The following is a 13,419-nucleotide window of genomic DNA, read 5'->3' as shown; positions in this document are numbered from 1 at the left end:
CACAAGCGTAAATACTGCACAAAAACCCCGGTATTAGTGGGCGCTGTAGCGGGCGAGCCCCAGTTCGCGGCTATCGATCTCGGTTTTTTGCTGATTGATGAGATCGGTGAGCACTTTGGCCGAGCCGCAAGCCATGGTCCAGCCCAGCGTGCCGTGGCCGGTGTTGGTGTAGAGATTGTCGATCGGAGTTGGGCCAATAATCGGCGTACCATCGGGCGTCATGGGGCGCAGGCCGGTCCAGGCGCTGGCCTGATTCAAATCTCCCGCTTGTGGAAAGAGCGAATGGGCCACCATTTTCAGCGTATCGATCCGCCCGGGCTGAATGGTTTTGTCAAAGCCCGCCAGCTCGGCCATACCGCCTACGCGTAAACGCTGATCAAAGCGGGTGAGGGCAATTTTGTAGCTTTCGTCCATGACGGTAGAGCGCGGCGCCTGCTCGGGATTGTGCAGTGGCACAGTGATTGAATAGCCTTTCACCGGATACACGGGCAAATCCAGCCCCACCAGCTGGCCCAGCGCGCGGGCCTGGCAGCCTGCCGCCAGCACCACCGCATCACAGGCCACGGTTTCACCCAGCAGCTGTACCCCGCTAATGCGTGCGCCCTGGCGGCGAAAACCGTGCACTTCCACGGCATAGCGAAAGCGCACCCCGGCAAGTGTGGCCAGCTCGGCTAGGCGCGTGGTAAAGAGTTGGCAGTCGCCGGTTTCATCATTCGGTAGCCGCAAGGCGCCGCTCAGGCGCCCAGCCAAATGGGCCAGTGCGGGTTCCACTTCGACAATGCCGGCCGGATCAAGCAGCTGATGCGCTACGCCCATTTGCGCCAGTAATTCGGCATCGCGACGACCATTGTCCAGCTGTTTAGGCTGGCGGAAGATCTGCAATGTGCCCAGTGTGCGTTGCTCGTAGTCGATCCCGGTTTGCGCGCGCAGCAGCTTGAGCTGATCGCGGCTGTATTCGGCCAGCGGCACCATGCGGTTTTTATTGCGGGCATAAGCGTCGACGGTGCAGTTGCTCAGCATGCGCGCCAGCCATTGCCACTGGAACGGATCAGCTTGTGGCCGAATGCGCAGGGGGCCGTGGCTTTGCAGTAGCCATTTCATCGCCTTGAGCGGAATCCCTGGCGCTGCCCATGGGGCGGCATAGCCCGGGGAAATCTGCCCCGCGTTGGCAAAGCTGGTTTCCTGCGCTGGCGCTGGCAAGCGCTCTAACACCGTGACCTGATGGCCGGCCTGCTGCAAATAATAGGCACTGGTCACGCCGACCACGCCGGCGCCGATCACAACAATCTGCATGATTTCATCTTCCTGTGGCGCTCATGCGCACTAATGAGATCAGCATAGTGATTTGCTTGGCAGGCGACGATGCGGATTATCCTTTATGTGGGGTATATGATTAAAGGCTAATAAAATTAAGCCTTGTAGGGTGATACATCAATGGGTATATCTGGTCGTTTCGGTGTGGCTGATGCAAGTGGCATTTAAATCCGGTCAGGCGGCTTGACCGATTGGCGCGCAGCGCCGTTTCAAACAGCAAATGCTGATTAAGAAAGGGAAAATGCACTATACAATGAAGCCAAAACACCGCTTTTTCTGCGACTAAAAATAATGAGGAGTTTCCTTATGCTGCGCACATTCGGCCGCTTGATCACCTTTGCTTTGCTGGCACTGGCCAGCCTCAGCTTTGCCAACGAAACCAATACCACGCGCACCATTCTGACGATCAAAGGCAAAGTCACCACGCCACAGGCTCTGTCCCTGGCTGATCTGGATAAACTGCCCCAATACAAAATGACCGTCCCCACGCCGTGGTATCCCGAGCCGCAAACCTTTGAAGGCCCCTTGCTGCGCGATGTGTTAAAGCTCGCTGGCGTGAGCAGCGGGGCGCTTCGGCTGTCGGCGCTGAATGATTACACAATTGAAATACCCGCCAGCGATGCCTTTACGTATGATGTGATCGTGGCTAGCCGCTTGGGCGGTAAAACCATGTCGATACGCGAAAAAGGGCCGTTGTTCATCATGTACCCGTTTGATCAGCACGCTGATCTGCGCAAGACCGACTATTACCGGCGCTGCGCCTGGCAGCTGAAACTGATTACCGTTCAATAAAGCATGAGTCGACGTTTTCCTGTGATTTTGTTGGCCATTAGCCTAGTGCTGATGGTCAACTTCAGTTTGATCATTCATTTCGAGCAGAAACAAAAGGCCGAGCTGGTCGATTTCGACCAGCAAGGGGTGGGCAATCAGCTGTGGCAGATTTTCCAGACCCGTGCCGAATTGCAGCGCTTGCGCGAGTCAATCCGCCTGCGCGACGCCGATGATTTTGCCTTGCGCTTTGATATTGTTTACGGCCGGGTGCACAGCCTGGAATACGATGTCATCCTGCGCCAATTCACCGATCCGGTACTGAGCCAGCAAGATTTCCCTGCCGTGAAACGCTTTGTGCTGGATGCAGACCGGATCTTGCAGCAAGGGCCGCTGGGGCCTGCGCAGTGGGAGCAACTGAATCAGCTGATGGAAGAGCTGCAGGCGCCGATTGAAGATATGGCTCAGCGGGTGCGCAGCGAAGACATCAAGCGCAATGAGCTTAAACAAAAACGCCTAGCCAATCTCGGCACTTGGCGCACTGGATTGGCTTTGTTGCAGGTGGTGCTCTTGCTGGCCTTTGCGGGGCTGGCCCTGACCGCGCTGTGGCGCAGTGAAAAGCAGCGCCTCAGCTTGCTGGATTTGAACAATTCGCTCGATGAAGCCCGCGCCAATGCGGTGGCGGCCAATGAAACCAAAAGCCGTTTTTTAGCGCACATCAGCCACGAAATCCGTACCCCACTCACATCGATCTTGGGCTACACCGAGCGCTTGCGGCAAAACTCGCAGCTCACCGAGCAGCAACGCCTGCAGCTTAGTCATGTAGCGCATTCGGGCCAGCATTTGCTCAGCCTGCTCAATCATGTGCTGGATTTATCCAAATCCGAAAGCGGCAAGCTAGAGCTGATCATCGAGCCGCTAGCGCTAAGCCAGCTACGGCAGGAGCTGGTGGGGATGTTTGCGCTGATGGCACAGGAAAAAGGGCTGCGCTTTACGCTCGATTTTGCCGCCGATTTACCGCCGGTCTTGCTGCTGGATGGTGGCAAATTGCGGCAGATTTTGATTAATTTGATCGGCAATAGTATGAAATTCACCGAGCGGGGCGAGGTGATTTTGCAAGTGCGCGGGCGGGCCGAGAAATCGGCCTATGTCTTGCAGCTGAGTGTACGTGATACCGGCTGCGGGATTGCCGAGCATGAGCTGCAGCATTTGTTTCACCCCTTTGAGCAAACCGAAAGTGGCAAACAGCTGGGGGGGACGGGCTTGGGCCTCGCGCTCAGCCGCGATTATGCCCGTCTGATGGGCGGCGACATCAGCGCCGCCAGTACGCTTGGGCAAGGCAGTGAATTTGTGCTGACACTACAAGCGCAGCTCGCCCCAGCCACCGTGCCGGTCAGTGCGGCGCCGGCACCGCTGCGGCCACTGGCGCAAGGCCGACGGGTGATGGTGGTAGAAGATCAAAAGGTAAATCGCGAACTGCTGTGCGAAATACTGGAAGAGGCCGGCGCACAAACCCTGCCGATGGCCAATGGGCTGGAAGCGCTCGACGCGCTCAGCCGTGGTGAGGTGGTAGATTTGGTGCTGATGGATTACCAGATGCCGGGCCCCGATGGGCTGGAAGTCACTAGCCGCATGGCGGCGCTGGGCTATCGGCAGCCGGTGTATCTGATTAGCGCTTCGCCTGAGCATGAATTGCGCCAGCATCCGGCCTTTGCCCTGTTGGCCGGTTTTCTGAGCAAACCCTATCAGGGGCAGGAAATCCTTGATTTGCTGGGGCTGAGTGCGCCGGTGTTGTTACCGGCTTCGCCGCAGGCTGATTCGGCGCTGCTTACGCAGGCCGCAGCCGAGCAGCGGCTGGGATTTAGTCGCGAGCGCTACTTAGGCTTGGCGGAAAAAGGGTTCGCCCGCCTGCAAGATCTGGAGCAGGATTTCGTGCGCGCACTGCAGGGCGGCGAGATCGACGCAGCCCAACGCCATGCGCACAGCGCCAAAGGCATTGCCGCTCAGCTTGGTGCCGAGCAATTGGCACAGCAATGGGCGCTGCTGGAGCACAATCCGCAGCTACAGGCACCCACCTTGGCGGAGCTTGCCCAATTACGGAACCGCACCTGGGCAGAATTAAGTCGGGAATGATGCAAGCGTAAAAAAACCGGGGCGTGCCCCGGTTTTTTTACGGCAGCTGACTCGCGTTTAGGCCAGTTCAGGCATGCTGTAGCCATCGATCTTGGCAGCGCTGACCAGCTTGGCCAGATAGTCGTGCATCACTTTGCGGCCGGCCATATCGGTCAGGAAGGCTTGCAGGCGCTCTTTCACTTCTTCGAAAGTGACTTTGTCACCATCGCTGCGCTCGTTCACCTGAATGATGTGGTAGCCGAACTGGGTTTCCACCAGATGCGGGGTGATTTGACCTGCGTCGGTGCTAAATACGGCTTGTTCGAATTCAGGCACCATTTGGCCACGGCCAAACTGGCCAAGGCTACCGCCTTGCTGGCCTGATGGGCAGGTTGAATGCTCTTTGGCCAGGGTTGCGAAACGTTCTGGGTTGGCTTGCACTTCAGCCAAAACGCCTTCGGCTTTTGATTTCGCCAGGCTAGCTGCCAAGCCTTCGCCCAGCGGGAACAGGATGTGGCTAGCAACGGCCGATTCACCACGGGTAAAGCTTTGTGGGTTGGCATCGTAAAAAGCTTGGCAAGCGGCTTCGTCTGCTTCAGGCACTTGCAGTTCACGATCCAGCAAAGCGCCGATGGTTTCTTCTGGGGTTGCGCCGCTGATGCCGGCTGCAGTGGCTTGCTGCAACAGCAATTCGCGCAGGATCAGCTCCTGAATTGCCGCATCACGTGCGCTGGGTGCGCCTTCGTGGTTGGCTTGTTCGCTGGCGATGAGTGCTTCGTCGATTTCAACGCCGTTTACCGTAATGGCCATGAGATGAATCCTGTAAAAAATGAAGCGTCGCAAGCCCGCGACGCTAAAAGGGTTATACCGAGTATGGGGGCGATTGTAGCAAGATCAACCGTAGCCGACTTGCAAATCATCAAACCAGTCGATAAAGCGTTGTACGTCTTCCCCGCGATAAATGGCGCCATGCTGCGGGCACATCAGCTCGATCTCGAGCTGGCGCACGCGCTCGATCCAGCGTTTTTTGGCGGTGTTGGAGCCCATCCAGCGTTTGTGAAAACCTTCGGCAAAGCGAATATGCCGGTCAAAATCTTCGACGAATAAATTGCAGTCGGCATCCGGTAGCAGCGCCGCGCCCACGTCGCCAGTAAACAGCAGTTTGCAGGCAGGATCATAAACATGAAAATTGCCCGATGAATGCAGATAGTGGGCCGGAATCAGCTGTAATTCCCGCTCGCCCAGCGTGAGATTTACGCCCGCATCGGGAATGGCCACCAGCGTATCGGCCCCACAGCCAAAATGCGGAATAAACCCGGCCCATAAGCCGGAAACGTGACAGCGAATGTCGGGGTTAAAGTCATGCCAGAGCCCAAGCGATGAGATCACATCCGGGTCTTGATGGGATGAAAACACTCGCCGTACGCTGCGCGGATCAATTACTTCCGACAATGCAGCAAACACGGCGGGAAACACCTCCGCCCCGCCCGGATCACACAGCAGGCTATCTTCCCCGGTGGTGACCACATATTCATTGGTATCGATCAGAAAATCGGCCCGCGCAGGGTCGCGGGCTATGGCGTACCAGCGATGCTGCTCGCAGCTGGCGATGAGTTGGGCTTTTTTCATGCGTGCAGGTCCAGATCACGGGTGATGTGTTGCAGCGTGGTGAGGCGGCCGAGGACAGCCTCGATTTGCCGGGCGAAGCTCTCGGCCAGCTCGGCCAATACGCTACGCAGCTGGCCGCTATAGGCCGATTCGATACGCGCCGCGCGCGCAAGCACCAGACCAAAAGTGCAACTGCGGTTGGCTTCGGCGAGGCATTCTTGAAACTGGTTGGCGTGTACGCTGAGCTGTTGGCGGGCCTGTGCGCGCTGCATGGCGGGGCTGAGCAGGGCGTGCAGTGCTTCGCTGTGGCTGGCCGCATCGTGCAGCCGTTGCCAGCGGCGCTCGGCCTGCAGGCGCGAGGTGGCGCTGGTGAGTAGCTGTTGAGTGAGCTCATTAAGTGCCTGCATGGCGGTTTGCAATTCCAGACTGAGCTGGCGCAGCTCGCTAGACACCACGCCAAAGCCCCGCGCCGAAGTACCGGCTTTTTTGGCCAGCAAGATGGCATTGAGCCCCATGAGATTGATTTCAAAGCAATGGCGGATCACGACTTTGACCTCTTCGTGAATCAGCACCGATTGGCGCAGGCTGCTGACCCCGGCCCGGGCGATGGTCATCGCTACCACCTCTTGTCGATTAGCTGCCTTCTTTATAGCGGCAAAGCCGGTAAACCCCCAGCCATACTGTAAGTCCACCGCCAGCATTGGAGTCGAAGATGAAAAATCTGCTGATCGTGTCGCACCCGCATCTGGCCATGTCGCATATTCACCGGCCGCTACTGGATGAATTGGCCGAGCTGCCTGATAGCCGCGTGCATCATCTAGAAAGCATGTATCCCGATGGGGAGATTGATTTGCTGGCCGAGCAGGAAGCCTGCGAGCATGCCCAGCGGCTGGTGTGGCAGTTTCCACTCTACTGGCACAGCTGTCCGGCTCTACTCAAGCGCTGGCAGGATGATGTGCTGTGCCCCGGTTGGGCCTATGGCCGCCGGCAGCAGCTGGCGGGGAAAACGCTGTGGCTGGTGGTAAGTATGGCTACGGCCAGCCGGCAATATGGCACGCTGGATGCCGCCGCGCTGGCTGCGATTTTACGGCCCTTCCAGCTCACAGCCGAAGGGCTGGGTATGCGCTGGCAGCCCCCATTAATTATGGATATCCAGCCAGATACCCCGCAGGGCGATCTGGCTGGCGCGCAGCTAGCCCAGCTGCAAGGTTTTATTGCCCGTTATCGTGAGGGCCTGACGGCGGCGTGGCTTTAGCGCCGGTGGGCGCTTGCGCTGGGGCAGGGTACCAGTGGGCAGGCGCGATGACTTTTTCTTGTTCCGGATCCGCAATGTAATGCGGCGACATGATTTGCACCCCATAGGTGTTAAACACATCCTGAATCTTGGCATGCAGATCGCTCATGATCTCCAGCCGGCGGCGTGGCTCATCGACGGCAATGCGCAGAAAGTATTCCACGTAGTAATCGGAGAGTGCGGTTTGATACACCACCGGCCGCGGATTATTGCGTACCCCCTTGGTTTGTTGGGCCGCCTCAATCAGCATGGCTTCTACCTGCCGCCATGGGGTGTCATAGCCAATGGTGACGCCCACTTGGGTAATTACCCCGCCACCTGCCGCTAGGCGAGAGAAATTCTTGACGCTTTGCCCCACCAAGACCGAATTTGGAATACTGACTTCCTCGCGCAAATTAGTGTGGATTTTGGTGGCAAAGAGGCCAATGTGGATTACCGTCCCCTCGGTGTCGCCAATTTGCACGTATTCGCCTTGCTTGAGTGATTTGGCGTAAATCAGAATCAGCCCGCTGGCAAATTGTCCCACCACGCTGGAAGCCCCCAGCGACACCATCAAGCCCACCATGACCGAGAGCCCTTTAAAGGCTTCGGTATCCGCGCCGGGCAGATAGGGGTAGCACATCGCAATGGCCAGCAGCCAGACCAAAAAGGTCATGATTTTGCGGGTGGTGCTGGCGGTTTCGCGGTCAAACCAGCTCAGATTAAGCTCACCGCGCTCGATCCGACCAAACACAAAGCGCAAAAACCGCGCTGTATAGCGGGCGCAGACAATGATAAAAATCACTACCAGTAAGCCTGGCAAGGCCGATAGCACCCCGCTGGCCACCTTGCCCAGAAACTGCAAAATCGCCTGATTAAGCTGCTCGCTCCATACCCGGGTAAACGGGAACTGGCTAAATACAAACGTGAGCCACGTATAGGTGAGGCTTAAACCAATCAGGCTGGTGGTGAGATTGATCAGCCAGCGCAAAATGCGATTCAGCAGTGAAATCTGCACACCGGTGGTTTGCCGCGCCAGACGCGCCAGCGGGCGGGTAATGTAGCGGCGGCCATTTTTCAGCAAGATGACCCGGGCGCGGCTCAGTAGCCACAGCGTACCGGCAAACAGCAGCGTAGCCACCACGGTATACACTGCCGCCCGCAGAAGCTGCTCGGGGTCGCGCAGCTCGCGCTGTTCGCGTAGCAGTTGCTCGAGCTGCTGCTGGGCTTGTGCCGCCACACTATCGAGGGTTTCACCCGCCAGCGTGTCGATGTCTTGTTGCAGAATGAGAAAGACCTGCTCTTTGCCCAAGGCTACGCTGATGCCGGCATCGGGCGTTTGCACCGGGGTAAGCGTAATTTGCTGGGCATTGCTGTGTTCCAGAATGCGGCGGATTCGCAGCTCGGCAGCTTGCGCACGATCTTCGACCGAGTAATTTAAGAGCCCCACCCGAAACTGCACTAAGGTGCGGTTATTAATGGTGACCGCGTGGGGTTCGCTCGCCGGGATGGGGGTGGGCTCGGCGTAGCTAAAGAGGCTGAGACAACACAAACAGATGAGCAACAATCGGCGCAGAACCAGCATCGAAAACCCTCGGCGGCAGCAAGCTGAAAGCTCGATGATAGCCCAGAATAATCTGAGCCGACTACGTGGCCAGCAGGGCGATCGCTCCCGCGTGGTGCTGATGCCGCTTAGGCACGCTAGTGGGTGGGGGTATTGAGTGCTAGATCTTATTTTTCATGGCTTGGTGGCCTATACCTTGGCGGGTAAGTTGGCCTAACGCAGAAATACATGGTTTTTACGTTGTAAAATGGCTGTTTGCCGTGACGATCCGCTGCGCACCGATTGCCGATGTCATGTGAACTCCATATAGTATGGATTCCTAATATTTATTGGCGGCCCGATGTGTCGGGCCCTGCAGGAAACAGGCGATGACTCTGGATGCGGTAGTACTGGCCGGTGGCCCGGCCACGCGAATGGGCGGGCAAGATAAAGGTTTGCTCGAGCTTTCTGGCCGGCCGATGGTGGCTTGGGTGCTGGAAGGCATTCAGAAGCAAACCATTCCGGTCGATCACATTTTGCTGTCGGCTAATCGCAATCTGCCCGACTACGCCGGCTTTGGCCACGCGGTATTGCGCGATATGTACCCCCAGGGTGGCCCACTGGCGGGGATTCATGCCGCACTGTTGGCCTCGCCCGCCGACTGGTTGCTGGTGCTGCCGTGTGATGTGCCCTTCCTGCCGCAAGATCTGATTTTGCAGTTTCGCGCTGCGCTCAATGCCAGTAGCGCGCTGGCCGTGGTGGCGCGGACCGCAGATGGTCAAGTGCATTGGCCTATCTGCATGCTGCATCGCAGCCTGTTGCCCAATTTGGTGGAAGCCCTTTCCACTGGCCAAAGCGCGCTGGATGAATGCCTGAAAGCCGCTGGCGCGGTGATGGTCACTTTTGCCGAAGGCCTGTTTGCCAATTTGGATACCCCAGAAGACCTGAACCAGCTGGCCGGCCGGCTGGCAGGCGCAGAAGCGCTTGCCGTGGGGGGCGGGGCATTGTCGCACTTCACCGCCAGTGGCGATGCACATATGGTCAATGTGGTCGACAAAAGCGAAACCCGGCGTACCGCTACGGCGCAGGGCGAAATCCGCATGTTGCCGGATACCTTGCGGCTGATCGAGGCGGGCGACCATCAAAAGGGCGATGTGCTTGGCGTAGCGCGGATCGCGGCGATTATGGCGGCGAAAAAAACCAGTGATCTGATTCCGCTGTGCCATCCGCTGCCACTGCATGGTGTGACGGTGGAATTTAGCATTGATCGGGTGAAATCGTTCGTTCGCTGCACGGTGAGCTGCGATACCGTGGGGCGTACCGGGGTGGAGATGGAAGCGCTCACCGCCGTCCAAATTGGCCTGCTAACGATTTACGATATGTGCAAAGCCGTGGATAAAGGCATGGTCATTGGCAACGTGCGCCTGCTGGAAAAGCTGGGCGGCAAATCCGGTGTCTGGCCTGCTAGCGCGGCCGCCCCCAGCGCCGGCGGGCTTGAGATCCCGCTCATCTGATTACCACCAGCCCAGCGTGGGCGATTTACTGATCGCTACACCCACGATATAGGCATAGGTCAAGATTGCTGCCCCAAAGGCCAGCGCCCGCTGGATTTGGGTTTTGCCGCGTTTTAATGCCACCATGCCGAGCCCGATATACGCTAGTAGCGCAATGATTTTGGCCAAGAGCCAAGGCGAATTACCCGGGCTTTGCCCACTAACAATCGCCAGATACAGCGCGGCGGCAAGGAGGGCACTATCAATCAGATGGGGCGCGATGCGGTAAATGCGCAGCTGCAGCTGCGGCGATTGGCGCAGCATCAATAATCCGCGCCAGCAAAACAAAGCGCCAGAGAGCGCGGCCAAGAGCATATGCAGATGGCGCACGGGCAAATAGTATTCCATCGTCTTCCTCGCAAAATTGCATTCTACCAAGCTCGCCGGTGGCTGCGGGTGGTGTGATACATGGCAGGGTATAGTGCCCAGCCTTAGCTTGCTAAGGCAGTCCCGAGCAATACCCCTAGCGCCTCACCAGCGCGGTTTCTCATCGCGGGTGAAGCCAGTACAATGGAGGATTGCCTCGAAAAAATGCTGGTGCTGTAATGGAAGAACAACACGACTCGCCTACCCCGCTACGCTTGTCTAAACGCATGGCCGAGCTGGGCCTGTGCTCACGGCGTGAGGCGGATGAATACATCGCCAAAGGCTGGGTGAAAGTCGATGGCGAAGTGGTGAATGTGCTGGGCAGCAAGGTCTTGCCCGAGCAGCACATCGAGCTCGACCCGATCGCCCGGCAGATTCAGGATAATCGCGTCACCATTTTGATTAATAAGCCGGTGGGCTATGTGTCGGGCCAGGCCGAAGATGGCTACGAGCCCGCGGTGGTGCTGGTGCAGCCGGAAAACCATTGGGCTGGCGACACCAGCGGAATTCGTTTCTCACCCGTGCATTTTCAGGGCCTGGCGCCAGCCGGGCGCTTGGATATTGATTCGGTAGGCTTATTGGTACTCACCCAAGACGGCGTGGTGGCCAAAACCCTGATCGGCGAAAATTCGCAGGTGGAAAAAGAATATCTGGTGCGCGTATCAGGCCACCTGAAAGCCGATGGCTTGCGCCTGCTAAACCACGGTTTGTCTCTGGATGGTGAGGCGCTCAAGCCGGCGCGGGTGTGGTGGCAAAATAAAGACCAGCTGCGCTTTATCCTCAAAGAGGGTAAAAAGCGCCAAATCCGCCGGATGTGTGAGCTGGTGGGCCTGCAAGTCGTTGGCCTGCAGCGGATCCGGATTGGTAAAGTGGTGCTGGGCGAGCTGCCGCGCGGGCAGTGGCGCTATCTGCGTAACGACGAAACCTTTGCCTGAGCTACGCGATGAGTATGTTGCGGGCTGATGTATTGCTGGTGGAGCGGGGCGTGGCCGCCTCGCGCACTCAGGCGCAAACCATGATCGCTGCCGGCCGGGTGGTGGCCGATGGCAAAGCGGTGTCTAAAGCCGCACTAAAACTGCCGGCCGATGCCGAGTTGCAGATTGCCCCGGATGAAGTTGATCGCTATGTCTCGCGCGGCGGGCTGAAACTGGCCGGGGCTTTGGCGGTGGCGCAGCTGGCGGTGACCGATTTCACGGCGCTGGATGTCGGGATTTCCACTGGCGGATTTAGCGATTGCCTGCTGCAAGCGGGTGCGCGCAAAGTGATTGGGGTCGAAGTTGGACATGATCAGTTGCACCCGCGGCTGCTGGCAGATACACGTGTGGTGCAATTTGAAGGCGTGAATGCGCGCCATCTCACGCCAGAGTTGATTGCCCCGGCGCTGGATGCGCCGCTGGATCTGGTGGTGGGTGATGTCTCGTTTATTTCGCTGACGCTGGTGCTGCCGGCTTTACGCAGCGTGCTGCCAGCGGGCGGCCGTTTGCTGTTTCTGGTGAAGCCGCAGTTTGAGCTTGGGCCGCAGGCCTTGGGTAAGGGCGGCATTGTGCGCGATCCGGCGCTGTATCCGCTGGTTGAAAGCAAAATCCGTGCGGCGGCTAGCGAATGTGGTTTTCAGGTGCTGGATTATTTCCCCAGCCCGATTACCGGTGGCGATGGCAATCACGAGTTCTTTATCTACGCTCTCGCCGCCTAGGCGCGCCGCCGGCGCAAAAAAAAGGCCCGCACATGGCGGGCCCTAAACTCTCTGTATGGAATGCGTGTTCAAGCGCTGAATTCCATGACTTCATTCTAAAATTGCCACCCGCCGTCGGCGGTGAACAATTTTGCCTTTTAGCTGTGTAAAACTACCAGAACGTATTGCCCTGCAGGCACTATAGCTACTGACTTGGCGGGCTATACCTGCCGGGGTATTTATTGCGACTACGTTTACGTGGCGCAATCGCTGGTTGCGGCCGGCCAGCTGAGTTCGCGCCGGGAATAAAATACCCGTTCGCACTGGCTAAAGGGATCGACAAAGCGTAGCTCGCGCGCCAGCAATTGCAGCGGGGCGCTAAAATCATCGCCTTTGTCATCCAGCACCACCGGATACCACGGGTCATTCAAAATCGGGATCTGCAGCGCAGCCAGATGCGCGCGTAGCTGGTGCTTTTTGCCGGTGTGTGGTTCAAGCCGGTATTTGGCCCAGGCGCCGCGCTGCTCCAGCAGGCTGATGCGCGTTTCGCTATTGGGCTCGCCCGGCACTTCGGCCATGGTAAAAAAGTCAGCGCTGGCCTCGCTCAGGCGCGAGCGATGCACATAGGGCAGGGTCAGGTCGGGCCGGAATGGCGCAATGGCTTCGTAGGTTTTCTGCACTTGCCGGCTTTCAAAGAGCCGCTGATAGCCGCTGCGGCTGGCGCTATCAAGGCAAAACATCATCACCCCGGCTGTTTCCCGATCGAGTCGGTGCACCGGCGCGATGTCATCGCGCCCCAGTAGCTGGCGCAAGCGCACCAGTGCGGTTTCGCGCACAAAGCGCCCAGCCGGGATGGTGGACAAGAAATGCGGCTTGTCGATCACGACAATCCGCTCATCCTGATGCAGAATCTCGAGCGCAAATGGCACCGGCGTTTCCTGCGGTACATCACGGTAATACCAAAGATAGTGGCCGGGCCGATACGGCGCATCGGGCGCAATGGGCTGGCCATTATCGTCGAATATTTCGCCCGCCTGCAGGCGCTGGTCGATGATTGCCGGGTCGAGATAGGGAAAACGATCGCGCAAGAAATCGCGCGCCAGGGTCCAGTGCCCGCCGGGCAGCATTCCCGCGCAACTGGCCGCCAGGCCGTCACGCAGGGGGAGGGGAGAAAAAGCTTTTTTCATAGGATGGCTCGACCGGGGCGCGG

General features: G+C 58.2%; 13 protein-coding genes. 6 read left to right on the top strand and 7 right to left on the bottom strand.

Annotation, left to right across the window (positions count from 1 at the left end; translation table 11 throughout):
• Positions 1–33 precede the first annotated feature (33 nt).
• Positions 34–1,293 carry a D-amino acid dehydrogenase gene (locus tag QV747_RS12290; protein ID WP_273431174.1) on the bottom strand — a complete coding sequence of 420 codons (1,260 nt, stop codon included), beginning with the start codon at positions 1,291–1,293 and terminating at the stop codon, positions 34–36.
• A gap of 327 nt (positions 1,294–1,620) precedes the next feature.
• Between QV747_RS12290 and QV747_RS12285 the strand changes: the two genes are divergently transcribed.
• Both QV747_RS12285 and QV747_RS12280 read left to right on the top strand, forming a co-directional pair.
• Positions 1,621–2,106: a molybdopterin-dependent oxidoreductase gene (locus tag QV747_RS12285; RefSeq protein WP_047391202.1), complete on the top strand. Its 486-nt coding sequence runs from the start codon at positions 1,621–1,623 to the stop codon at positions 2,104–2,106.
• A gap of 3 nt (positions 2,107–2,109) precedes the next feature.
• Entirely contained in the window at positions 2,110–4,215 is a 2,106-nt protein-coding gene (locus QV747_RS12280; protein ID WP_273431176.1) for an ATP-binding protein, read from the top strand.
• A gap of 57 nt (positions 4,216–4,272) precedes the next feature.
• Here QV747_RS12280 and QV747_RS12275 read toward each other — a convergent pair whose 3' ends face one another.
• From QV747_RS12275 to QV747_RS12265, 3 genes are all read right to left on the bottom strand, one after another.
• Positions 4,273–5,004, bottom strand: a complete 732-nt coding sequence (locus tag QV747_RS12275; RefSeq protein WP_028450373.1) for a peptidylprolyl isomerase — start codon at positions 5,002–5,004, stop codon at positions 4,273–4,275.
• A gap of 84 nt (positions 5,005–5,088) precedes the next feature.
• Complete coding sequence (locus tag QV747_RS12270) at positions 5,089–5,823, bottom strand: MBL fold metallo-hydrolase (RefSeq protein WP_028450372.1); 735 nt, start codon at positions 5,821–5,823, stop codon at positions 5,089–5,091.
• Positions 5,820–6,416 carry a hypothetical protein gene (locus QV747_RS12265; protein WP_156128940.1) on the bottom strand — a complete coding sequence of 199 codons (597 nt, stop codon included), beginning with the start codon at positions 6,414–6,416 and terminating at the stop codon, positions 5,820–5,822. The genes QV747_RS12270 and QV747_RS12265 overlap by 4 nt, the downstream gene beginning before the upstream one ends.
• A gap of 98 nt (positions 6,417–6,514) precedes the next feature.
• Here QV747_RS12265 and QV747_RS12260 point away from each other — a divergent pair, with 98 nt between their 5' ends.
• Positions 6,515–7,057, top strand: coding sequence for an NAD(P)H-dependent oxidoreductase (locus tag QV747_RS12260; RefSeq protein ID WP_273431181.1), 543 nt, complete (start codon positions 6,515–6,517; stop codon positions 7,055–7,057).
• Here the strand turns inward: QV747_RS12260 and QV747_RS12255 are convergent.
• Positions 7,014–8,660, bottom strand: a complete 1,647-nt coding sequence (locus QV747_RS12255) for a mechanosensitive ion channel family protein (protein WP_273431183.1) — start codon at positions 8,658–8,660, stop codon at positions 7,014–7,016. The genes QV747_RS12260 and QV747_RS12255 overlap by 44 nt on opposite strands.
• Positions 8,661–9,007: 347 nt before the next feature.
• Between QV747_RS12255 and moaC the strand changes: the two genes are divergently transcribed.
• The gene (gene moaC / locus QV747_RS16655; protein WP_373317305.1) at positions 9,008–10,132 is read left to right on the top strand and encodes a cyclic pyranopterin monophosphate synthase MoaC; all 1,125 of its coding nucleotides are present in this window, start codon (positions 9,008–9,010) and stop codon (positions 10,130–10,132) included.
• Here the strand turns inward: moaC and QV747_RS12240 are convergent, their stop codons facing one another.
• Positions 10,133–10,519, bottom strand: a complete 387-nt coding sequence (locus QV747_RS12240; protein ID WP_273431185.1) for a SirB2 family protein — start codon at positions 10,517–10,519, stop codon at positions 10,133–10,135.
• 197 nt (positions 10,520–10,716) lie between these two features.
• On the opposite strand from QV747_RS12240, the gene QV747_RS12235 reads away from it, so the two are divergent.
• On the top strand, positions 10,717–11,472 hold the full coding sequence (locus tag QV747_RS12235) for a pseudouridine synthase (protein ID WP_047391211.1): 756 nt from the start codon (positions 10,717–10,719) through the stop codon (positions 11,470–11,472).
• A gap of 8 nt (positions 11,473–11,480) precedes the next feature.
• Positions 11,481–12,230, top strand: a complete 750-nt coding sequence (locus tag QV747_RS12230) for a TlyA family RNA methyltransferase (protein WP_273431188.1) — start codon at positions 11,481–11,483, stop codon at positions 12,228–12,230.
• Positions 12,231–12,463: 233 nt separating this feature from the next.
• Here QV747_RS12230 and QV747_RS12225 read toward each other — a convergent pair whose 3' ends face one another.
• Positions 12,464–13,396, bottom strand: a complete 933-nt coding sequence (locus tag QV747_RS12225; RefSeq protein WP_273431190.1) for a pseudouridine synthase — start codon at positions 13,394–13,396, stop codon at positions 12,464–12,466.
• Between the last annotated feature and the right edge of the window lie 23 nt (positions 13,397–13,419).

The organism is uncultured Chitinibacter sp. (assembly GCF_945957625.1).
Classification (GTDB): domain Bacteria; phylum Pseudomonadota; class Gammaproteobacteria; order Burkholderiales; family Chitinibacteraceae; genus Chitinibacter; species Chitinibacter tainanensis.
This window is presented reverse-complemented; position numbering and strand designations above follow the sequence as displayed.